The following is a 22,126-nucleotide window of genomic DNA, read 5'->3' as shown; positions in this document are numbered from 1 at the left end:
ATAGAGAACCTGGGCGGGCATCCGATCGGCGTGGGATCCTCCGGGGACGCGGGTGGTGTCCCCGGAGGCGTGCCCGGTCAGGGACGGACCAGGACCTTGAGGGCCTCGCGCCGGTCCATCGCGCGGTATCCGTCGGGCACCTCGTCGAGGCTGACGGTGCGGTCGAAGACCTTGCCGGGCTCGACCTTGCCGTCGAGCACGTCGGGCAGCAGCTGGTCGATGTAGGCGCGGACCGGGGCGGGGCCGCCGGTGAGGGTGAGGTTGCGCCCGAACATGCCCCAGCCGATCGCCCCCTCCTCGTACTGCGGGACTCCCACCCGGCTGATCACGCCGCCGGCGCGGACCACGCCGAGCGCCTGCTCGTAGGCCTGCATGTAGCCGACGGCCTCGAGTACGGCGTGGGTGCCATCGCCGCCGGTGAGCTCGCGTACCTTGGCGATGCCCTCCTCGCCGCGCTCGGCGACGACGTCGGTGGCGCCGAACTCGCGGCCGAGGTCGGTGCGGGCCTTGTACCGGCCCATGAGGATGATCCGCTCGGCGCCGAGCTGCTTGGCCGACAGCACCGCGAGCAGGCCGACCGCGCCGTCCCCGATGACGGTGACCGTGGTGCGCGGGTTGACGTCGGCGCGCTTGGCGGCGTGGTAGCCGGTGCCGTACACGTCCGCGAGGGTCAGCAGCGACGGCAGCAGCGGTGAATCCTCCCCGACCGGCAGCTTGACGAGGGTGCCGGCCGCCTGCGGGACGCGGATCAGCTCGGCTTGCGCCTGGCTGAAGAAGCCGCCGTGGCGGCAGGAGGCCTGCACGTCCTCGCGGCAGAAGTCGCAGGTGTTGTCCTGGAAGGCGAACGAGGCCACCACCAGGTCGCCCCGCTTCAGCCCGGTCACCTCCGAGCCGAGATCCTCGACCACGCCGAGGAACTCGTGGCCCATCTGCGTCCCGTCCTCAGAGGCCGGCATGTTGTGGTAAGGGTGCAGGTCGCTGCCGCAGACGCAGGTGCGCACGATGCGGACGATCGCGTCGGTGGGCTGCTGCAGCACCGGGTCGGGGATCTCCTCCACCCGCACATCACCGGCGCCGTACATCAAGATTGCTCGCATGGCATTTCCTCTTCAGGGTGTCTCCCCGCGGATGAGCCCGGGGCGTGGGTTCGCTTTCGTCGCTCGGTGTGTGTCGTACCCGGGCAATAACCATCAAATCGGGGGCGACGCCAGTGAGGGAGAGCCTGTCGTTCCAGGTACTGCCAGAACCGTTCCTAAAGACTGAGCGGGAGTGAGTTCTGTTGCCAGAACCCGTGCTCGGCCGAACGCCCCGAACGGTGTTGGGCGTTCTGGTCCCCCGCGTTCTCACCGCATCCGGCGCCGACGGATCGTGTCCGTGGTCCGGGAATGCGGGGGCGGGTTTCCTCGCGCCGTGTGGTGCCCGGTCCGGCCTGGGCGGTCCGATGCCCGGCACGATCACTCTGGTCGTGCGGGGGCGGTGCCGTCCGTCGCCGGATCGGGTGCCCCCCCAGGGCACGCCGTCCGATCGCCACCGCTGCCGCGTGATGGCGAGTGGTCTTGCGATTCTTGCTGGTGAAGGGCTTCTGCCAGTGCTGCGCGCCCCACGTGCTCGTGTAGGCCGGGTCCACGACGACGATGGTGATGCCGAGTTCGGTCGCCATACTGACGAGCCGGGCGCGTAGGTTGCTCACGGGCATGCCGGAGATCAGCTTGCGGAACCGCTTGCGGCGGCCGTGCTTCTCGCGGGTCTTCTCCGCTGCGAAGTCGAGGTCTTCGACCGCGATCGACAGGTTGTGCCGCTTGGCGAAGTGCGGCAGCCGGATGAGCGCATGCCGGACCTGGGCATCACGGTGCTGCGCGGTGCCGGACAGGTCGTAGCCGTAGGTGAGCGGGGCGCCGAGCGGGTTGCCGTGCTCATCCAGACGCCAGGCGGCCAGGTGGTCGGCGTTGGTGTCCACGCCGATCAGGCCGCCGACACGGGCGGCGTTCAGGGGCGCGGTCTTGACCGGCGGGATCGTCCACGAAGCGGTCAGGTACCAGCGGCCCTTGGCGACGTCTTCGTGGATGCGGTAGGCCACCGCCCGGTTCGCGGTGACACGGTCGCGCCACTGCTCGCCCCGATGCGGGAAAGACACCTTCACGGCGAGCACGTATCGGCCGTGCCGTGCGTTGGCCAGGTGTGCCAGCGGCGCGGGCAGTTTGAGGGAGACTTCGCCGTCGGGGGTGAGCGGATCGTCTCGTTTCCGAACCGCTTCCCGGACTCTCCGTCGGCTTGGAGGAACCGCCGCTCGGCTTCCCACCTGCGGCGCCACTGTGGCTCAGTGAGCTGGGCGTCCTCCAGGTTGTTGCGGGCATTCAGCAGCCGCTTGCCGCCGCGTACCACGCGTACGCGGCCCTGTTCCCGGTCGGCCCGCTCGGCCTCCAGCCGGCACTGGAGCAGGTGCAGGCGGCGCGTCTTGGCGAACCACTCCTGCCGGGTGCGGTAGCCGCCCGGCGCCCGCTTGCTGCCCTTCTCGCCCACCGGCAGCGACAGGCGGTGCCCGATCGTCGCGATACCGGCCTCAAGAAACTGGATGTGCGCGAGCTGGGCGCGTCGAGACAGCGCCCACTGATCGTGCGAAGCTTTCGTGATCGACCCGGCCCACCGCGAGGAAGAATCCTCGGTCAGAGCACGCTTCCGATCCGCCCACGCGTCGGTGTCGTGATCCAGACCGGCAGCGCAACGCGCCTTGAGATCCCGCCCCGCCAGAAAACCGAGATGCTCACCTACGGCGCGGAGAACTTTCTCATCCGCAGGCGTGAGGCCCTTGAGCCGGTCCCGGATCGCCACTCCCGAGGGGCCGAGGCCGACGAACGGCGGGTCAATCGGCCGTAGCTTGGAATCAGCCATGCTCGGCGGCCTCCAGGGCCTTCTGCGCACGGTTGCCGGCCGAGCGGCGCCCGTAAAGACGGACGCAGAACGATGTCAGCACCTCTACCATGTCGCGCACCAGGTCCTCTTCGACCTCGCCGTCATCCAGCACCACCAGACGGCGCCCGGCGGCGGACAGGGCAGCCTCAACCAGCTCGACGTTCACTCGCCCGAGCCGGTCTTTGTGCTCCACCACGATCGTGGTCACGCCCGGATCGGCCAGCAGCCGCCTCACCTTCGACCGGGCACCGTTGATGCCCGAGCCAACCTCGGACTCCACCCGCACCACCCGATGCCCAGCGGAAGCGGCCCATCGGGTCAGTCGGGCGACCTGCCGCTCAAGATCATCTTTCTGATCGTGGGACGAGACCCTCGCATACAGGCCCAGGCCGTCGACCGCCTCGGGTGTGGTGTTGGCTTCGACGTTCACCAAAATCATGCGCGATCCGACCCGCTGAGCCGGTACCGGCAACGTCCCATCACGGAACCAGCGATACGCGGTCTGCGGATGCACCCCCTGCGTCCTCGCCCATTCCGTCAGATTCACACGAAAAAAAATAGCACTCACTCGATCATGCTTACCCTCACTCACACGACCTTGGAGGCGAACAGTTGATCACCCCCCAAGGGTTGCCCGAGGTGACCGGTCCTCCCCGCTCAACGCCCAGGCCTTCCCGCCGGTTTTCGCCCGAGTCGACTGCCCTGCGAACATCGCCCGGTTCATCTTCCTCGACCCCACCGCGAGCAGAGCTGAACGGCCAACCCCAGGAACAGCCCGCCGCGCGCTCGACGGAGTAAACGGCAGCCGCACGGGAACGGTCGTCTCACCGGTCGTCGGTCAGCGGCTGGCGGCGAAGGAGAGCACGGTGAACCTGGTGGCTTTGACGGAGTTCATCGAGGCCGGGCAGGTCCGGGCGGTGGTCGATCGGACCTTTCCGCTGGCCGAGGCCCCCGACGCGATCCGACAGGTCGAGGGCGGGCACGCGACCGGCAAGGTGGTCGTCACCATCTGACCACGGAAGAAGGTTAGGGGTTCGAGTCCCTTCGGGCGCAAAAGGTAGGAAGCAGCCGGCGACCAGCCACAACGGCGAGGTCGGGGGGCTTTCCGCATCCCCTGAAGTCGCGTCGCGCTCGTCCCCGCCGAGCCGCCGCTTCGATCGCAGGCGCCCCTGGCACTGCGGCGCGAAGAACGACGGCCGGTCGGGGACATCCCCGACCGGCCGCCATCATCGCTGGTTACGGCAGGGTGACGTACTGCCCGAGGAAGGCGCGGGCGCTGGCGCTGTCCATCCGGTACGCCACGTTGGTGGCGTAGCAGGGGGAGTCACCGGTGATCGTGGTGCCGGCGAGTACGAGCTTGCCGTCGAGGGTGACGAAGTTCGGGCCGCCGGAGTCGCCGTAGCAGGCACCGCCGAGGTCCCGGCTCTCGTTCATCGCCAGGCGCACCCACGTCTTGTTGAGCGCGTCGAAGTCGAGCGTCGCCTTCATCCGTACGCCACCACCCGGGTGGGTCTGCCCACCGGGCTGGTTCAGGGCCTCCTGGGTGCCGTACCCCATGACCTGCCAGGGTGCGGCGTCGAGCGCGCGCGAACCGAGCGCGGAGAGCTGGTTGGCGCTGGGCAGGGTGGCCGGGGTGAAGGGCCAGCGCTTCGCGAGCTCCGTGGCCTGCGCCCCTGCCAACTTGATGACCGCGATGTCGTGGGAGTCGGCCGAGTTGCCCGGGTATGCCGGGTCGGAGTGGGCGAAGCCCTGGACACCCACTCGTGCCGCGATCTGCTCCGGCGTCCCACCGAGCGCGTTCGAGGCGTCGATCGCGCCCTGTACGTTCTGCGCAAGCGAGACGTAGAACTTGGTGCCGGCGGGCCGATTGGCGGTGCAGTGGGCGGCCGTCAGGAAGACGTCCGCCGAGATCATCGTCCCTGAGCAGCTCCACCGGACGACGTCGGGCGTGGCGGGGTTGCCGTCGCGGTCGTACTGCACCACGAGCGCTCCGACCTCGGTGCGCTCAGGCGCAGGCTGCGCGTTGTATGAATTGATCGCCGAGGCGGGGGCGGCGACGCTGAGCAGTGCCGCTGCGGCGGTGGCGGTCAGCGAGGCAAGTACAGATCGACGATGCACTTCTCCTCCAGTGAGGGGTGGGGGTGTGCCAGTAGCTGACCACATTGGCTGCGCGAATGGAAGATGTCAGAGTCGTCGTCGAACCCCGACAAACGTCGCCATCATCGACAGCAGGAAGTTGTTCTGGCCATACGCGTTGATCATGAGCACGACGATATCCACGGCCCCCGACATGCCGTACGGCCGTCGAAAAGGCCGCCCTCGCCGATGACGCCCTGCCGGACGCGCTCAACCATCGAACTGACCACGTCGTCATCGGCCCTTCCTCTCCCGTCGCCGTCCCGGAGACCCGGTCTCGCCCCTGGGCCGGTGGTCGCAAGCTCCGGGTGGCGGATCGGCCGGTTACCGTTGCCGGTGTGCGGGCGGAGGCGGGCGAGACGATCGGTTTCTCGGTGCTCGGCTCGATCAGGGTCGTCCGCGCCGGCGCCGAGCTGCATCTGGGCGCCCGCCAGCAGCGCCTGGTGCTCGCGTTGCTGCTCGCCCGGGCCGGTTCACCGGTCTCCCTGGCCGAGCTGGTCGACCTGCTCTGGGACGAGGAGGCCCCGGCCAGCGCCGCGAACGTCGTGCACCGGCACGTCGGGGTGCTCCGGCGGCTGCTCGAGCCCGGCCTGCCCACCCGGTCGGCGGGCCGGCACATCCTCCGGGAGCTCTCGGGCTATCGGCTGCGCGCCGACGAGGAGTCCCTTGACCTGCTGAAGTTCCGGTCGCTGAGCCGGCTGGCGGGCCGGAGCCTGCAGGACGGCGACCCGGAGTCGGCGCTGCGGCATTCCCTCGACGGGCTGCGGCTGTGGCGCGGCCGGTGCGCCGCGGGCCTGGAACCGGCCTCCCGGCTGCATCCCGCGTTCCTCGCCGTGGAGGCCGAACGCGCCCAGGCCGTGCGCGAGGCCGCCGACGCCGCCGAGCGCTGCGGCCGGCTGAGCGCGGTGCTGGCGCCGTTGCGGCAGGCCGCCGAGCAGCACCCGCTCGACGAGTCGCTGCAGAGCCGGTTGCTGCTGGCGCTCGCCGCCGACGGCCGCCAGGCGGAAGCCGTCGAGGTGTACCGGGTGGTGCGCCGCCGGCTCGCCGACGACCTGGGCATCGATCCGGGCGAGGAGCTGCGGGAGGCGTACGACCGGCTGCTGCACCAGCGCACCCAGCCGGCGCGTACCGAGTCGCCGTCGCCACTCCCCCGGCCCGCGCAGCTGCCGCCGGACCTGCCCTTCTTCAGCGGCCGGGACGACCTCATCGCCGAGGCCCGCGCGGCGGTCGCGCGCCCGGGCGGGCCGGCGGTGCTCGCGATCGACGGCATGCCCGGGATCGGCAAGACCGCCCTCGCCGTCCACCTCGCCCACGAGTTCGCCGCCGGCTACCCGGACGGGCAGCTGTATGTCGACCTGCGCGGATACGACGGGCGGGAGCCGGCGATGAGCCCGGCCGAGGCACTGCGCGGCTTCCTCGGCTCGCTCGGGGTGCCCCAGCAGGGCATTCCCGCCGAGCTGCACGCCCAGGCGGGCATGTACCGCAGCAGCCTTGCCGGCCGGCGCCTGCTGATCGTGCTCGACAACTGCCGGGACGCCGAGCAGATCCGGCACCTGCTGCCGGGCAGCCCCGGCTGTCTGGTGATCGTCACCAGCCGCAGCCGGCTCAGCACCCTGCTGACCACGGCCGGCGCCCACCCGTTGCCGGTCGGCCTGCCGAGCATCGAGGAGGCCCGCGCGGCGCTCCTGCGGCCGCTCGGCGCCGGCCGCGTCGCAGCGGACCCGGCCGCGATCGACGCCATCATCGCCAGCTGCGGGCGGCTGCCGCTCGCGCTGGCCGTGGTGGCCGCCCGCGCGGCGAGCCTGCCGGGGACGCCACCGGCGCAGATCGCCGCCGAGCTGGCCCAAGCGCCCGGGAGCCTGGACGGCTTCGACGGCGACGACCCGCAGACCGGCCTGCGTGCCGTCTTCTCCTGGTCCTACCAGGCACTCTCCGCCCCGGCCGCCCGGCTCTTCCGGCTGCTGCCGCTCCATCCCGGCCCCGACATCTCGATCGCCGGGGCGGCGGGCCTGGCCGGCGTCCCGCTGCGGAGCGGGCGGGCGCTGATCGGCGAGCTGAGCCGCGCGCACCTGATCAGCGAGGACCTGCCGGGCCGCTACCGCACCCACGACCTGCTGCTGACCTATGCCACGGAGCTCGGCGAGGAGAACGACAGCCCGGCCGAGCGCGCCGCCGCGGAGCTGCGTTGCCTGCAGTTCTACCGGGCCACCTGCTATCAGGCGCACCGGCGGCTGCTGGCCTCCGAGTACCACCCGATGATCGAGCCGGGGCCGGGCGAGACCCCGCTGCGCTTCGCCGGCCACGGCGACGCCATGCGCTGGTTCACCGCCGAGCGGCAGGTCCTGATCGCGCTGGTCGGCCGGGCCGCCCGGCAGGGCCGGCACACCGACGCCTGGCAGCTCGCCCTGGGCATGCAGCACTTCTTCGACCGCAGCGGCCGGTGGACCGACTGGACGACGACCGGCGAGGTGGCCCTCGAGGCCGCCCGGGCGGCCGGCGACCTGGTCGGGCAGGCCCGGATGCACCGCAGCCTGGCCGGGGCGGCCTACTTCCGGCGCGAGCACGAGACCGCGGTCGGGCATCTCGACCGGGCGCTCGAGCTGCTCGCCCGGCTCGGCCTGCACGCCGAGATGACCCGGGCCGGGATCAACCGGGCGATGATCCTGGGCGCCCAGGGGCGACACGAGGAGGTCGTCCGGGCGCTTTCCGCGGCGCTGGGGCCGGCCCGGGCGGCCGGAGACGACAAACTGCTCGCGGACGCCCTGGTGATCATGGCCGCGAGCAACGCCGAATTGAGCCGGGAGGAAGAGGCCGTGCGCTGCGCCGAGCAGGCGATGGCGCTGTCGCGCGGAGCGCAGTACAGGCTGGGCATCGCCGAGGCGTGGGAGGTGCTCGGCCAGGTGCATTCCGCCCGCCGGGAGCTCGGCAAGGCGGTCGACTGCTGGCGCGAGGCGGCCGTCGCCTACCAGGAGGCCTCGGCGTCGGCGCCGGCCGCGGAGGTGCTGGCGCTGCTCGGCGACGCCCTCGCCGCCGCCGGGGACCAGGACGCCGCGGTGCGGGCGTGGCAGGAGGCGCTGGCCCTGATCCCGTACGCGCAGACCCGGACCGGCCGGCGGCTGGCCGGCCTGCTCGCGGCGGTCACGTCGCGTCCATGACCGATTGCGATCGGCGACGGCACTCGATCCGCACTTACGCGTCAGTCCATTCGCATCGATCGTCCCTAGGCTCGTGCCGCATTCACTGTTGCTCCTGCCTCTGGGGGAAATACCGTGCTGCGGGCACCCGACGAATCACCGGCCGGCCGGGCCGAGCGCATGACCGCGCTGCATGCGGACCACGCCCGTGCCGTGCTGCGTCTCCTGCTCGTGCTGACCCGCGGCCAGCGGCAGACCGCCGAGGATCTGCTCCAGGAGACGATGCTGCGGGCCTGGCGGCACCTCGACTCGGTGCCGGCCGAGCCCGATGCCGCCCGCCGGTGGCTCTTCACCGTCGGCCGGCGGCTCGTCATCGACGCTGTCCGGCTGCGGCTCAACCGTCCGGCCGAGGTCCATCTCGTCGACATGACCTGGATTCCCGCTGGTGACGACACCACCGGCACCGCGCTGGCGTCGCACGCCATCCGGTACGCGCTCGGCCGGCTGAGCCCGGCGCAGCGCAGTCTGCTCTCCGAGGTCTACCTGATCGGGCGGTCACCGGCAGAGGTCGCGGGCCGGCTGGGAGTGCCGATCGGCACGGTGAAGTCCCGGACCCACTATGCGCTGCGCGCCCTGCGCACCGGCCTCGAGGCGGCCTGAGCAGGGAGGACTCCGGCGGCCGGCGATCCGGAAGCTGAGTCGAAGCTCACATTGCCGCAACGCGCCCGCGGCCCTGGCATGCTATAGCGATCGTGGCAACCAGCCCTGTATAAATCGCATCAAGATGACCAGCCCGCTCTCTTTCGCCATTCTCGGCCCGGTGCGGGCCTGGCGCGGCCAGTCCGAAATCGACCTGGGCACCCGGCAGCAGCGGCTGATCCTGGCGTTGCTGCTCGCCCGGGCCGGCGGCGCGGTCAGCGTCGCCGAACTCGTCGACCTGCTCTGGGAGTCCGACCCCCCACCCAGCGCGGTCAATGTGGTGCACCGGCACGTCGGGATGCTCCGGCGGCGCTTCGAGCCGGGCCTGCCGACGCGGGCAGCGGGCTCGGTGCTGATCCGCGACGGCGCCGAATACCGGCTGCGGATCGACGGGGAGTCGCTCGACCTGCTGCGTTTCCGGCGCCTGGTCGCCCAGGCCGGTGACAGCTCCGGCGAGCCGGCCGTCGAGCTCTACCGGGAGGCGCTGGCGCTGTGGCGCGACCGGTGCGCCTCGGGCCTGCAGGCCGGCGGCCGGGCCCATCCGGAGTTCGTCGCTGTCGACGGCGAGCGGTTCGCGGCCGTCCGGGCGGCGGCCGACGCCGCCTTGCGGGCCGGGTGCGTCCACCTGGTGCTGCCCGCGATCCGGCTGGCCGCCGAATGCGAGCCGCTGGACGAGGCACTGCAGGCGCGGCTGCTGCTCGCGCTCGCCGCGGACGGCCGCCGGTCCGAGGCCCTCGCGGCTTATGCCGACATCGAGCACCGGCTCGCCGACGAGCTCGGCATCCAGCCGGGCGGCGACCTGCGCGCGGCCCGGGACAGCCTGCTCGATCACGACGCCCCGGCCAACGACTCCAGGTCGCGGCGCGGCGTCAGACCGGCCTTCATTCGGCCCGGAGCGCCGCCTAGCGGCGGGGAGGCCGAATTATGGCCGCCAGCCGAGCTGGAGTTGTCGCAGTCGCCCCGGGCCGAGCCGCCGGCGCAGTTGCCGGCCGACCACCCCTACTTCACCGGCCGCCGCGGCGTCGTGGCCGCCGCGGAGGAGCTGCTGGCCGCAGACCGGCGGACCACCGCGCTGGTCATCGACGGAATGCCCGGCGTCGGGAAGACCACCCTCGCGGTGCACCTGGCCCACCAGCTGGCCGCCCGCTACCCCGATGGGCAGTTGCACGCGGACCTGCGCGGTTTCGACTCCGGCGACTCGGTGATGACACCGGCCGAGGCGCTGCGCGGCTTCCTGTGGTCCCTCGGGGTCGCGCCGGCCGCCATCCCGGCCGAGCTGCACGCCCAGGCCGGCCTCTACCGCAGCATCCTGGCCGAGCACCGGATGCTGATCCTGCTCGACAACTGCCGCGACTGGGACCAGATCCGGCACCTGCTGCCCGGCACCGGCGGCAGTCTCGTCATCGCCACCAGCCGCCGCCGGATCACCGGCGGGGCCGGCCCGGCGGGCGCCCACCCGCTGCACCTCGACCTGCTGACCGACGCCGAGGCCCGCGAGCTGCTCACCCGCTGGCTCGGCGACGCGGCGGCCGCCGACCCGGCCGCCGTCGACGAGATCATCGCGCGGTGCGGCCGGCTGCCGCTGGCCCTGGCGCTGGTCGCCACCCGCACCGTCGGCCGGCCCGGGCTCAGCCTTCCCGCGGTCGCCGGTGAGCTGGCCGAGGCCGACGGCCGGCTGGCCGGCTTCGGGGACGCACACGCCGAGCTGGAGGCGATCTTCTCCTGGTCCTACCGGGCCCTGACTCCCGAGGCAGCCCGGCTCTTCCGGCTGCTGCCCCTGCACCCGGCCGGGGAGCTGAGCACGGAAGCGGCGGCCGCCCTGGGCGGCCTGTCCCCGCGCTCCGCCCGCGGCCTGCTCGCCGAGCTCGGGGCGCAGCTGCTGATCCAGCCCGGCGACGGCCGGTGGCGGATGCATGATCTGCTGCGCGCCTATGCCGTGGAGCTCGGGGAGGAGCACGACGACGCGGCCGAGCGGGAGGCTGCCATCGAGCGCGTCTACGACTTTTACCAGCTCAGTGCGTACGCGGCGCAGCTGCCCTTGCTGCCGCAGGTGCCGCTGCCGGAGCCGGAGCCGTCCGAGCGCGGGGTCACCGGGCGCGGCTTCACCGACCGGGCCGACGCGATGGCCTGGTTCGCCGCCGAGCAGCGGGTGCTGACCGACATCGTCGCGCGGGCCAAGGAGCGCGGCCGGCCTCGCACGGCCTAGCAGATCGCGTTGGCCATGCAGAACTTCTTCCAGGACACCGCGCAGTTCACGCAGTGGGCGGCGGCGGTGAGCACCGGCCTCGCCGCGACCGGGGACGACCCCGCCGCCCAGGCCCTGCTGCACCGCAGCCTCGCCGGCGCCTGCTACTTCCTGGCCGATCTGGACCGCGGGCTGTCGCACCTGCAGCACGCCCGGGCGCTTTTCGACCGGCTCGGCCGGCGCACCGAGCAGGGCCACGTGGAGAACAACATCGCCGAAATCCGGCTGGACCAGAGGCGTTACCACGAGGCGATCCGGCATGCCGAGGCCGCGCGGGCGCTCTTTCGCGCCGAGGGCAATGTGCGGGGCGCCACCAACGCGCTGCTGGCCATCGCGCGGGCACAGGGCTGGCTCGGCCGGCACGCCGAGGCGCTGGGCATGTTCGTCGAGGCGCGGCGGCAGTTCGAGGCCCTCGGCGACCTGCACGGGGTGGGCACCACCCAGGCCTGGCTGGCGCACACGTACTCGATGATCGACGACCTTCCGCACGCGATGGCGATCTGGCAGCAGGCGATCGACACCTTCCGCGGCGCCCGGGCCCCCCACCACACCGCGGAGGTGCTGGTCTCCATCGGCGACTTCCACTCCGCCAACGGCGACCCGGCCCTGGCCGGGCAGGCGTGGAGCGAGGCCCTCGCTGAGCTCGACGGGACGGACTCGCCGATGGCCCGGCGGATCCGCGACCGGCTGCGCTGGCACCGGTGACCCGGACGCGGCGCCGGTGGGCGCCGCGTCCAGGGCTCACCCTCAGTACCGGTAGGCGCGGATGATGGTCTGTTTGACCGTGTTACCGCTGGTGTCCGTCGCGGCGGCCCGCAGCGAGACGAAGCCGGTGCCGGCCGGGTTGTGCACCCAGGCGACCGCCTTCTCGCCGGACCGCTGCACGGTCAGCTGCTGCCAGGTCTTGCCGTCGTCGAAGGATGCCTCGACGGTCAAGGCGCTGGTCTGGCCCGGCGCCGCCCCGACCTGACGGTCGAGCGAGACCGGGATCGCGAACAGCCGGTTGGCCGGCGCCCGGTTGTTGATGTTGAGCTCCGGGGTGTACCGGATCGCCGTCATCGGCAGCTTCACCAGTTCGCCGTCGCCCACGTGCCCGGACTTGAAGGTCCACTCCGCGTCGACCACCGTCGACAGGGTGAACGCCGGGTCGCTGCGGAAGGTCGCGGCCAACCGGTAGTCACCCGGCTCCGCAGGCACCTCCCACGCCCAGGGCGCCTGGTTCGCGTCGCCGACCTTGACCCCGTTGCGGTAGAGGTTCACCTCGACGCTACCGCCGCGGACGTGCCGGAAGCCCATGTGCCCGGTGCCGTCGCCGTGCAGCGGCCCCGGCCCGCCGATCAGGTCGCCCCAGTAGCGGGTGGCGAACTGCTGGCCGAAGTTCGGCTCCGGGAAGACCGGCCCGGCCACCGCGTTGGCCCACTTCACCGTGTACGTGCGCCCGGGCTGGAAGCTGGTCCACGCCGACTGGTAGTACGTGTACCTCAGCTGGGCCGAGGTCGACTGCCACACCGCCTGCTTGTCCTGGTTGTAGTACTCCGTGATGGTGCTCGGCACGTCGTAGCTGAAGCTCGGCGGGACGTTGCGCTCGTCCCGGTAGATCGGCGAGTTGCCGGGCGCGTGCGCGACCGCGGTCCGCGACACCGGCACGCCGGACACGTCCGCGCTGATCTGGGAGCGGACCGTGGCGAAGTCGTCCGCGCCCAGCTTGCGGGTCAGCCCGGTCATCATCTTCTCCGGCTCGTAGAGGTAGACCCGGTAGACGTACGGGCTGTTGTGCAGGCTGCCCTGGCGCACCTGGCCCCACATCCCGTTCACGTAGGAGACGAAGCCGGTCGTCTCGCCGGCCCCGATCTGCGCCGTTCGCAGGTGGTCGAAGGGGATGCCCATCAGCACGCCGAACGGGTCGTTGCTGCCCCAGATCTGCGGCTGCTCAATCCGGATCGTCCAGCCGAACTCCTGATGAACCGCGGTGGCCTTCGGGTTCGGCACCGACACCGCGATCGGCTTCGCCAGGCGGGTGTCCATGGTGAGCGCCTGGTCCGTGGTCAGGTCGAGGCTCGGGCGCATCAGCGAAGCGACGTGCGGGAGGTACGGGTCGCCGGTCAACAGGTAGGTCTGGACCAGGTAACGGCCCGGACGGATCCGGTGCTTGGTGACCGCGGGGTTGTCGAAGACCAGGATGCCATTCCGGTCCAGGTCGGTCAGGATGGTCACCCAGCCCTGCTCGGGCGTGGGCGCTCCGCCGTCCGGCCCGACGAGCTTGAGGGTCAGCTCGCTGCGGGCGATGTCGAGCGCGACCGGGGTCTGCACCTGCGCGCCGCCGCCGGTGGCGGTCACCTCACCGCCGAAGTAGCGGTCGGGCAGGTCGGCTCCGGCCTGCACGGTGACGGTCACGGTGGCCGTGCCGCCGGCCGGGACCGTCACCGAGGAGGCGCTGAGGCTGAACAGGCCGGCCGGCGCCGGGGTGCCGTCGGCGTCTTTGGCGTCGAGAGACACCGCCAGAGTGAGGGCGGAGGAGCCGCTGTTCGCGTACGTGATCGTGCGCTGCTGCGCCGCGGCGGTCCGCTCGAAGGCGACGCTCACCGGGCTCGTCGTGACGGTCTGCTGGATCGCCCGGCTGACGTTGACGAAGCCCGCGCCCTGCTCGTAGACGCCGGTGGCGGCGTTCGGCTGCGCGGCTGCCATCAGCGTGGACTTGATCTGCTCAGGCGCCCAGTCCGGGTGCTGCTGGGCCAGGATCGCCGCCGCGCCGGCCACGTGCGGCGTGGCCATCGAGGTGCCGTTGAGGCTGGTGTACTGCGGGTTCTCGTAGTACGGCTCCAGGCCGGAGGTCGAGCTGCGGGCGGCGAGGATGCCGACGCCGGGCGCGGTGATGTCCGGCTTGATGCCGGCGTCGCTCGCGCGCGGACCACGGCTCGAGAACGAGGCCAGCCAGCCCGTCTTGGTCACGGCGCCCACGGTCAGCGCCTCGGTCACGCTGCCGGGCGAGTTCACCGTGGACTCGCCGGCCTCGCCGCTGTTGCCCGCGGCGACGACGAAGAGCACGCCGTAGCGGTGGGTGAGGTCGGCCACGGCCGCCTCGATCGGGTCGGTCTCCGGGCTGTCCGGTCCGCCGAGGCTCATGTTGGCGACCTTGACGCCCTGCTGCGCCGCCCAGGTCATGCCGGCCAGGATCGCCGACTCCGGGCAGCCATCCTCGACGCAGACCTTGGCGCTGTAGAGGGTCGCGCCGGGCGCCATGCCCTTGTAACGGCCCTGCGACGCGGCCGCGGTGCCGGCGATGGTGGAGGCGACGTGGGTGCCGTGGCCGACCCGGTCAAGGGTGTCTGGGTCCGAGGTGAAGTTCTCCGCGGCGGCGACGCGGTCGGCCAGGTCGGGGTGCGTCTGGTCGATGCCGGTGTCGATCACGCCGACCTTCACCCCCGTTCCCGTCCAGCCGGCCTGCCAGGCCTGCGGCGCGCCGGTCAGCGGGACGCTGACGTCGAGGGTGGGGCGGCGCAGCCCGTCGAGCCAGATCTTGTCGAACCCGGCCCGCAGTTGCCGCTCGGTGCCACTCGCGGCGGAAGTGACGTTGTTCCAGAAGGACACCGCGTCCGCGCGGCTCTCCGCGACAGCGCTGGCCCCGAAGAGCTTCCGGGTGGTCCGGGCACCGGCGAGGCCGGCGGGGGCGGCGCCGCTGTGCTTGACGATGAGCGGCAGGGTGGCCCGGGTGTCGTCGTAGCCGAAGCCGACCAGCATCGAGATGTCGAAGAGCCGCTCGTCGAGCTTGCCCCGGTTGAGCAGGCCGACGGCGTCGGCGGGGATGACCCGCACGTCCTCGCCGGCGCTGTGGGTGATGAACGGGATCCGTTCCCGTCCCTTGCCCGGCACGACGTCGACAGCCGTCTGGCCGTCCCTAGTGCTGACGTGGACGGTGTCGCCGGTGAGCAGAGTGACCGTCCGGGGCTTGGACGCGACCGCGGGTGTGGTCGCCGGCTTCGCGGCCCGGGGCTGCGCCGACGCGGGCGTACCGCCCGGAGCCACCGCCGAGACGCCCAGCACCACCAGTGCCAGCGCCGATAACTTGCGAACTGAACGCATCATTCTCCCTGGATGAAGGCGAGAGCTATCCAGGTGCTCCGGACGCGACCGGCGAGTAAAAGTTCATCCCGAGTGACCTGGGTCACTGCAGCTGAACCGGTGCGGGGCGGGGCCCGCACGTCTGGACCGCCGAGCCCCATCCACACATCTGCGTGCCTGCCCGCGCACCCGAGCGGGCCGAGGAGCCCGATGCTCGCGAAATCGCTGGTTCTTGCCGCCGCGGATGGCCAGGCCACGGCTGCCCGGCCTGATCGTCCATCACTCGGCACTTCCGGTGCGTCCGGTGATCGTCGATGGGCTGCCCTGCGTTCCGGCCGCCCAATGAGCGGTCGACCTAGTGGTGCGGCCGGTTGCGGACGAGAGCGAGAGCGAGCACGGCGGTGGCGAGGAAGACGATGGCGTTCACGCGTAGCCCCGCCTGCACCCCCGCGGTCAGCGCCTCGGCGAGCGCCGCCCGGACCGGATCGGGCAGCGGCTGGGTGCCGCTGGTGCCGGCGGCCACCGCCGACTGCACCGCGCCGCGGGCCGGCTCCGCGACCTGGTGCGCGGCGAGCCGCTCCGGCAGCTCGGCGAGCAGCCGGGTGGTGAGCAGGGTGCCCAGCAGGGACGCGCCGAGTACCGATCCCACCTGGCGGGCCGCGTTGACCGCCCCGGAGGCCATGCCGGCCTGGGCGGGCGCGACGCTGGCCAGCGCGGCGGCGGTCGCCGGGGCAACCACCAGACCGCAGGCGGCGCCGAAGAGCGCGAGCAGCGGCCAGCGCTGGCCGAACGTGGTGGCCGGGCCCTGCGCGGCCAGGCCGAGGCTGGCCAGGCCGCCGAGGAGGAGACCGGCGGTGAGCGGCGCCTTGAAGCCGGTGCGGCGGATGGTCCGCCCGGCGCCGAACGCGGCGAGCGCGTAGACGCCGAACAGCACCAGCATCCGCCAGCCCGTGTCCAGCGGGTTGAGGCCCTGGGCGCGTTCGTGGAACAGGACGAGCAGGATCGCCACGCCGGTGAAGCCGAACAGCGACACCGCGGCGACGACCATGACGGCGCTGAACGAGGCCGACCGGAACAGTCGCACGTCGAGCATCGGTGCGGCGGTGCGCAGCTCGACCAGGACGAACCCGACCAGCGCGGCGGCGGAGCCGAGCCACGCGGTGACCACCGGCGGGCTGGTCCAGCCGTCACGTCCGGACCGGATCAGGGCGTAGACGAACGCGGCGATGGTGACGGTGGCCAGCAGCAGGCCCGGCACGTCGAGTCGGCCGGTGCCCTGCCGGGACTCGGCCACGCCGACCGCGGCGACGACGAGGGTGACCACTCCCAGCACGATCGTGGACAGGTAGACGGTGTGCCAGTGGTGCTGCCGCAGCAGCGCCCCGGCGATGAGCGGGCCTACCGCCAGGCCGATGCCGGAGGCGGCCGACCAGGCGGTGATGACCTCGGTGCGCCGGTGCGGGTCGGTGAAGGTCGCACCGAGGATGGCCAGGCTGTTCGGCAGGATCAGCGCCCCGCCGATGCCCGCCACGAGCTGCCCGGCGATCACCCAGGCCGGGGTGCCGGCCTGCGCCAGCACGGCCCCGCCGGCGATCATCGCGGCGACGCCGGCGCCGAACATCCGCTTGCGTCCGAAACGGTTGCCCAGCGTGGCGGCCGAGAGGACCAGGCTCGCCACGGCCAGGGTGTAGGCGCTCGGGATCCAGATCAGGGTGGTCGGCTCGACGTGCAGGTCCCGCTGGACGGTGGTCAGGGCGGAGACGGTCGCGGTGATCTGCAGGAAGGTGATCGCCGCGCCCAGGCACATCGCGACGAGGGTCGCCACCTGGCCGCGGCGGACGGGTGGCGGCGGCGCCGACGCGCCCTGGGTGGTGGCCGGCCCGGTCGGGGGCAGGGTTCGCTGGTCGGTCACGTGGACTCCTGGAGGGGTCGGTCCGCGGTGGCGCCGGCGGGGAAGGCGGTGCTTCCCGCGCCGGTGGCGCACGGCGAGAGGTGAGGGGCGGCGGTCACGGGAGCTGCGGGTAGAGCGCGGCCACGCCGCCGGAACGCTTGCGGCGCACGTCGCGGCTCAGGTTGTCGGCGAGGACTCGCTGGCGACGGCCCGGCCGAAGGCACGGTTGGCGGCGGTGACCAGGGCGGTTGCAGCCGAGATGTCCATGTCGATCCAGTCTGCGGAGTAGTGTCGGCGAGCTAGCTTATGTAGAAGCAAGCCAGCCAGGCACCCAGTGAAGCACCTGACTGGCGTCAACGCAAGTCAGCTCGTAGGCTGGCCGGTATGACGGATCTACGGGACGACCGGGACGCCTGGTCGATGGCGAACTGCTCGATCGCCCGGGCGATGGACATCGTCGGCAGCAGGTCGGCGATGCTCATCATGCGTGAGGCCCTGCTCGGTACGCGCCGTTTCGACGACTTCGTCCACCGGGTCGGTCTCGGCGAGCCCGCCATGGCGGCCCGGCTCAAGGAGCTGGTCGCCGCCGGCCTGCTCGAACGGGTGCCCTACCGGGAGCCGGGGCAGCGCACCCGCCACGAGTACCAGCTCACCCGCAAGGGCCGCGAACTGCTGCCCGTCATCACCGCGCTGCGCAACTGGGGCGACACCTGGGCCGCCGACGACGCCGGTCCCCCCGTCCTCTCCACCCACCGGGAGTGCGGCCACCGCGTCCGGCCGGTGCTCCGCTGCGAGCTGGGCCACGACGTCAACGAGGGCGACGTGGACATCGTCGCCGGGCCGGGCCTGATCCGCAGCACCTGACGACCGGCGGACATGCGCCGTCGACCGGTGCGGGCAGGATGGGCACGTGGACATCGAGCCGGTCGACGCCGCGCCCGAGCGGGCGTTCCCCTGGGCCGTCCTGCGGCAACGCTGGCGGAACCTCACCTTCGTGCACTGGGCCGTGCCGCCGGAGGTCGTCGCGCCGCTGCTGCCCGTCGGCACCCGACCCGACACGCTCGACGGGGTCAGTTACGTCGGCCTGACCGGTTTCCGGATGGTCGGGCTGGGCCTCGGACGGGGACCGGGAGTGCCGTACTTCGGCAGCTTCTGGGAGACCAACGTCCGGCTGTACTCGGTCGACGGCACCGGCCGGCGGGCCGTGGTATTCCGCTCGCTCGACGCGTCCCGGCTGGTGCTGGTGCTGGTCGCGCAGCTGAGCGTGCGGCTGCCGTACAAATGGTCGGCGATGCGGATGGACCGGGACGGCCAATGCTGGACCTACCGCTGCCGGCGCCGCTGGCCCGGCCCGGTCGGCGCGACCAGCCGGATGGTGGTCCGGGTGGGTGAGCCGATCGCCGACCCGACCCCGCTGGAACACTTCGTCACCGCCCGCTGGGGACTGCACACCCGGGCCTACGGGCGCACACTGCACCTGCCGAACTGGCATCCCCGCTGGCCGCTGCACCGGGCCGAACTGCTGCACCTGGACGACGAACTGGTCGCCGCCGCCGGGCTGCCGCCGCCGGCCGAACCGCCGGCGAGCGTGCTCTACTCCCCCGGCGTCCCGGTCCGGTTCGGCCCACCGGTCACCCTGCGCCGACCCCGCTGACCGCCCGAGCCGACGCGCGACCGCCTCCGTCCCCCGCACGTCGGCGGGTGGCGGTGATCAGCACGTCGACCAGCCGGGCCAGGTCCGCCGCCCCGCCCGGGTCGTCGGCGCGGCGGACGACCACCAGCGCCGGGGCGGCCAGGTCCAGCACCACCCGGTCCCGCCGCAGCACGAAGTCCAACGTCAGCATGGCGGCCCGCCCGTTGCCGTCGGAGAACGGGTGGAAGAACGCCACGTCCAGGTAGGCCCGGGCCGCCCGCGCGGCGAGCGGCACGTCCGGCTCGGCCGCCTGGGCGAGGCAGCGCCGGAACCGGGCCGGCGTGTCCGGCGCCAGGTCGTACCGTTCCCGGCCGCCCTTCGCGTACGCGGGCCCGCGCCGAAACCCCACCTCCGGTACGCCGAGCACGTCGGCCTGCCAGCCGGCCAGCAGCTCGTACGACAGCTCCTCGCCGGCGGTGGCGGCGGCGCGCGCCCGGCCGACGGCGCGCAGCAGCCGGGCGGCCCGGGCCGGGTCGCGGGCGGCGACCGGGCCGCGGACGAAGTCCACCACCCCGTCGCGGCGACCGGCGACCGGGCCGCCGACCGGGCGGGCCGCCGCCGCCCAGCGGACCTCTTCGCGGACCCGGCACCAGGTCAGCAGGTCATCGCGCACGGTTGGCCACCTCGGCGGCCAGCCGCTCGGCGAGCTCGCCGATGGCCAGGTTCGACGGGGCGACCCAACTGGCGAAGGTCCCGCCGACGGCGGCGTCGATGAGCGCATCGTGCCGGTCGTCCGGCACCCCGGCGACGGTGAGGAACCAGCCCAGCACCTGCTTGCAGTGGTTGTACCAGGCGCTCTCCGCCTGGGTGCGGTCCACGACGACGGTGACGACGTGGACGACGGCCCGCTCCCACGCGTCCAGGGACACCTCCGCGTCGTCACCGGTCACCAGCGGCAGGAACCGGTCGAAGCGCTCGGCCAGGTCCTCCAGCCAGCGCCGCCACTCCACGAGCGACTCCGCCACGAGGGCGAGGGTGGCGTCGGGGGTGGTGATCGAGTGGTTGGGGCAGCACCAGGCACCCACCGGGCCGCAGTCGAAGTCCCCCTCGCCGACGCTGTAGCGCCAACCGCACGCCCACCGGCCGTACCGGTCCACGAGGCCGAAGCTCACCGCGTCGGCCCACTCATCACCGCCGGGCACCTCCCACGCCCGGTCACCGCCGCCCCGGCCGGGCACCGCGGCGGCGGCCGGCAGGCCGCGGACCACGTCCGGGACGGTCGACGGGTCGAACGGGTGCCGGGCCGGGTCGACCTCCGCCCAGGTCAACGACCACGGGAAGATCGGCCGCCGGGCCGCGATCCGGGCGTCGATCGCGGCGAGGGTCTCCGCATCCAGCATGTCAACTCCCCGGTCAGCGCAGCGGGTCGTGGGTGCTGCGCGGCGGCCATCCGCCCACCCACGGCGAGACCGTACCGCTCCACCGCCGCCAGCCCGTACCCGCTGCACGTCAGGCTGTAGCGACACTGGCCGGGCACGCTCATTCTGGCCGGGCGACGATACGACCCACCAACGCCTGCATACGCGTCCGGTCTGCGGACCTGGCGGACACCTGCTTGAGGCCGGTTGCGCCGGGAGCCCCGAAGAAGCGGTGAAGTATCTGAGCGGCGTCGCGGCCCGTGACGCTGGTTGGCCACGATTCCACTCTCAGCCCTGCGACGTATGCCGCATTGAGCAGACGCCAGAGGTCGATGGCGTCCTTCCCGGCGAAGCGGCCCCGGTACGCCAGCGCCTTCACGCACAGCGCCGACGCCACGTCGGGAAGCGCCACCCGCAGGGACAGCTCGTCGGCGCTTGTCAGCCGAACGTCCAGGTGGAGCAGGGTCGCTGGACGATTCAGCGCGAGGACAAGTCCATGCACCTCGTCTACGACGAGGTCGCCATGACGTTGGTTCGGCACCAGCGTGCTCTGGTAGGACGGGGCAAGGATGTCAACCACGAGATTCAGTGGGCCGAGGTCGTCGCGGCGGTCGCGGACAAAGCGATTGGCGGCATCCACGCGTTGGTAACCGCGCTCGGCCAGAGCGCGGAGAAGCCGGGGATCTGCGATGACAGTCGGCAGAGCGGCAAAGTCGGCATCAAGAGTCTCACGCATCGGTACCTGCCCGGCGACGCCATGTGCTGCGGTCAGCAGGGTGACCATGTGACCGCCGACGATTCGGTAATCCAACCGCAGCTCTGCGGCGATCGACGACATGTCGGCAAGTGCCAGAAAACCTGCGTCGGCCGCGCGGCTTGTCGAGGTCAGTGCGAGGGCGTCGGGTCGGGAAGGAATCGGGTCACTTGAAGTGTGCCCGATCATGCCACCTGGCTCCTACGTACTCGTTCACGACGCTCACGCATCACTCGCTGAAGGTGTTGTACTGCCTCGTCTGTGTCAGTGCCCGGCGTACGCGACACATCCCAGAGGACCTGCAACAGGTCTGCCAATGGCATGCTTTCGGGCTGCACTTGGACCGCCGGGCAGGGCCAAACTCCAGGGTCCTTGGGCACGATGAGTTCCAACGTCGCGTCATCCTCGTCGGCCGGTGTCAGGCCCGCAGAGGTCAGGTCCAAGCCGGTCTGGGCATAGACGATCGCTCGGCGCGGGCTTCGCCATGGGGCGATGAAGTCGGCCGCGACGTCACCGGACACGGCGGTCCGTCCATGATCGCCGTTCGTCAGCAGGCCAATGACTGTCTCCGCCTGCTCCACCGGCGGCTCCAAGCCATACCAGAGGGTTCGTAAACCACCTGGCCCCGGGTACGCGTGCAGCCACCATTGGAAGGCGGCGTCAATGTCGGTGACGTCCCAACCAGCCGGTGTGCGATGAACCAGACCTTGGTCAGCCAACGCGGCAAGGGCCTGTGACACGCGAGGCTGGGAGACACCGGCAAGCGCAGCCAACTGCTGCTGCGTGGCCCACGGGTGGTCTGCCAGTCGTCGCAACAGGGTGAACGTGCCCCACGGCACGCGACCTGGTCTGGTGCGGCGAGGCGGGGCATCAGCGTCCCGGCTCCCGATGGGCAACGGGTGACCTGCCATGGACAGGAGGCCGCTGACCTGGCGACCGGCATCAACCAGCCAGGACCAGCCAGCGGCCTCGACTGCTGCTCGGACAGCAGGCGTCGCCGACGGCACAATGAGCAGGACCGGCTGCCGATGCTGGGTTCGCAAGGCGGCGATGTCGCTCGGGTTCAGGACGGCTGAGGAGCTGACCACTCTCAATACAGCTTGGGCGGCCCCGCGCTGCAGCTCGACGTGCTCAGCGTCGAGCGGGATGACCGTGAGGCCGGCATCCACCAGAGCCCGCCAAGCAGCCGTCGATATAAGCATCACCCGACCTCCTCAGATAATGCTTATAACACAGACGGAAATCCG

The 22,126-nt window shown here is 72.1% G+C and carries 19 protein-coding genes; 7 read left to right on the top strand and 12 right to left on the bottom strand.

The annotated features are described in order from the left end of the window. Window positions 1–77: 77 nt before the first annotated feature. The 4 genes from EV384_RS09755 to EV384_RS09745 form a co-directional block, all read right to left on the bottom strand. A complete protein-coding gene (locus tag EV384_RS09755; protein ID WP_130332166.1) occupies window positions 78–1,097 on the bottom strand; it encodes a zinc-binding dehydrogenase in 1,020 nt (339 codons plus the stop codon). A 155-nt stretch (window positions 1,098–1,252) separates the two neighbouring features. Continuing rightward, window positions 1,253–2,149 carry a hypothetical protein gene (locus tag EV384_RS35305; protein ID WP_207232281.1) on the bottom strand — a complete coding sequence of 299 codons (897 nt, stop codon included), beginning with the start codon at window positions 2,147–2,149 and terminating at the stop codon, window positions 1,253–1,255. Then, window positions 2,137–2,889, bottom strand: a complete 753-nt coding sequence (locus EV384_RS35300) for a hypothetical protein (RefSeq protein WP_207232280.1) — start codon at window positions 2,887–2,889, stop codon at window positions 2,137–2,139. The genes EV384_RS35305 and EV384_RS35300 overlap by 13 nt, the downstream gene beginning before the upstream one ends. Then, on the bottom strand, window positions 2,882–3,457 hold the full coding sequence (locus EV384_RS09745; protein WP_130332164.1) for an IS607 family transposase: 576 nt from the start codon (window positions 3,455–3,457) through the stop codon (window positions 2,882–2,884). Before EV384_RS09745 ends, EV384_RS35300 begins: the two co-directional genes overlap by 8 nt. 319 nt (window positions 3,458–3,776) lie before the next feature. Between EV384_RS09745 and EV384_RS35295 the strand changes: the two genes are divergently transcribed. Next, on the top strand, window positions 3,777–3,923 hold the full coding sequence (locus EV384_RS35295; RefSeq protein ID WP_207232279.1) for a zinc-binding dehydrogenase: 147 nt from the start codon (window positions 3,777–3,779) through the stop codon (window positions 3,921–3,923). A 223-nt stretch (window positions 3,924–4,146) separates the two neighbouring features. Here EV384_RS35295 and EV384_RS09735 read toward each other — a convergent pair whose 3' ends face one another. Then, a complete protein-coding gene (locus EV384_RS09735; protein WP_207232278.1) occupies window positions 4,147–5,028 on the bottom strand; it encodes a trypsin-like serine protease in 882 nt (293 codons plus the stop codon). Between the two features lie 356 nt (window positions 5,029–5,384). Here EV384_RS09735 and EV384_RS09730 point away from each other — a divergent pair, with 356 nt between their 5' ends. From EV384_RS09730 to EV384_RS09715, 4 genes are all read left to right on the top strand, one after another. Then, on the top strand, window positions 5,385–8,201 hold the full coding sequence (locus EV384_RS09730; protein WP_130332158.1) for an AfsR/SARP family transcriptional regulator: 2,817 nt from the start codon (window positions 5,385–5,387) through the stop codon (window positions 8,199–8,201). Between the two features lie 114 nt (window positions 8,202–8,315). Beyond that, window positions 8,316–8,840 (top strand): sigma-70 family RNA polymerase sigma factor, encoded by a 525-nt coding sequence (locus EV384_RS09725; RefSeq protein ID WP_207232277.1) that lies wholly within the window; start codon window positions 8,316–8,318, stop codon window positions 8,838–8,840. Between the two features lie 124 nt (window positions 8,841–8,964). After that, the gene (locus EV384_RS09720; protein WP_165439901.1) at window positions 8,965–11,085 is read left to right on the top strand and encodes an AfsR/SARP family transcriptional regulator; all 2,121 of its coding nucleotides are present in this window, start codon (window positions 8,965–8,967) and stop codon (window positions 11,083–11,085) included. 15 nt (window positions 11,086–11,100) lie between these two features. Next, window positions 11,101–11,829 carry a tetratricopeptide repeat protein gene (locus EV384_RS09715; protein ID WP_130332154.1) on the top strand — a complete coding sequence of 243 codons (729 nt, stop codon included), beginning with the start codon at window positions 11,101–11,103 and terminating at the stop codon, window positions 11,827–11,829. 42 nt (window positions 11,830–11,871) lie between these two features. Here EV384_RS09715 and EV384_RS09710 read toward each other — a convergent pair whose 3' ends face one another. Continuing rightward, the gene (locus EV384_RS09710; protein WP_130332152.1) at window positions 11,872–15,204 is read right to left on the bottom strand and encodes a S8 family peptidase; all 3,333 of its coding nucleotides are present in this window, start codon (window positions 15,202–15,204) and stop codon (window positions 11,872–11,874) included. A 334-nt stretch (window positions 15,205–15,538) separates the two neighbouring features. After that, window positions 15,539–17,095 (bottom strand): MFS transporter, encoded by a 1,557-nt coding sequence (locus tag EV384_RS09705; protein ID WP_207232276.1) that lies wholly within the window; start codon window positions 17,093–17,095, stop codon window positions 15,539–15,541. A gap of 363 nt (window positions 17,096–17,458) precedes the next feature. Between EV384_RS09705 and EV384_RS09700 the strand changes: the two genes are divergently transcribed. Together EV384_RS09700 and EV384_RS09695 are read left to right on the top strand one after the other, a co-directional pair. After that, window positions 17,459–17,938, top strand: a complete 480-nt coding sequence (locus EV384_RS09700; RefSeq protein WP_130332150.1) for a winged helix-turn-helix transcriptional regulator — start codon at window positions 17,459–17,461, stop codon at window positions 17,936–17,938. 46 nt (window positions 17,939–17,984) lie between these two features. Continuing rightward, complete coding sequence (locus tag EV384_RS09695; RefSeq protein WP_130332148.1) at window positions 17,985–18,728, top strand: YqjF family protein; 744 nt, start codon at window positions 17,985–17,987, stop codon at window positions 18,726–18,728. Here EV384_RS09695 and EV384_RS09690 read toward each other — a convergent pair. Genes EV384_RS09690 through EV384_RS09670 form a run of 5 tightly spaced genes read right to left on the bottom strand, consistent with a single transcriptional unit; the run spans window position 18,706 to window position 22,081 of the window. Continuing rightward, window positions 18,706–19,380, bottom strand: coding sequence for a Fic family protein (locus tag EV384_RS09690; RefSeq protein WP_207232275.1), 675 nt, complete (start codon window positions 19,378–19,380; stop codon window positions 18,706–18,708). The two genes, EV384_RS09695 and EV384_RS09690, sit on opposite strands and share 23 nt — an antisense overlap. After that, window positions 19,370–20,107 carry a hypothetical protein gene (locus EV384_RS09685; protein WP_130332144.1) on the bottom strand — a complete coding sequence of 246 codons (738 nt, stop codon included), beginning with the start codon at window positions 20,105–20,107 and terminating at the stop codon, window positions 19,370–19,372. Before EV384_RS09685 ends, EV384_RS09690 begins: the two co-directional genes overlap by 11 nt. After that, a complete protein-coding gene (yidD, locus tag EV384_RS09680; RefSeq protein WP_130332142.1) occupies window positions 20,032–20,250 on the bottom strand; it encodes a membrane protein insertion efficiency factor YidD in 219 nt (72 codons plus the stop codon). Before yidD ends, EV384_RS09685 begins: the two co-directional genes overlap by 76 nt. Then, window positions 20,247–21,068, bottom strand: a complete 822-nt coding sequence (locus tag EV384_RS09675) for a hypothetical protein (protein WP_130332140.1) — start codon at window positions 21,066–21,068, stop codon at window positions 20,247–20,249. The genes yidD and EV384_RS09675 overlap by 4 nt, the downstream gene beginning before the upstream one ends. Next, on the bottom strand, window positions 21,065–22,081 hold the full coding sequence (locus EV384_RS09670; RefSeq protein WP_130332138.1) for a MarR family transcriptional regulator: 1,017 nt from the start codon (window positions 22,079–22,081) through the stop codon (window positions 21,065–21,067). Before EV384_RS09670 ends, EV384_RS09675 begins: the two co-directional genes overlap by 4 nt. Between the last annotated feature and the right edge of the window lie 45 nt (window positions 22,082–22,126).

The sequence above is a fragment of the Micromonospora kangleipakensis genome (assembly GCF_004217615.1).
Classification (GTDB): Bacteria; Actinomycetota; Actinomycetes; order Mycobacteriales; family Micromonosporaceae; genus Micromonospora; species Micromonospora kangleipakensis.
This window is presented reverse-complemented; position numbering and strand designations above follow the sequence as displayed.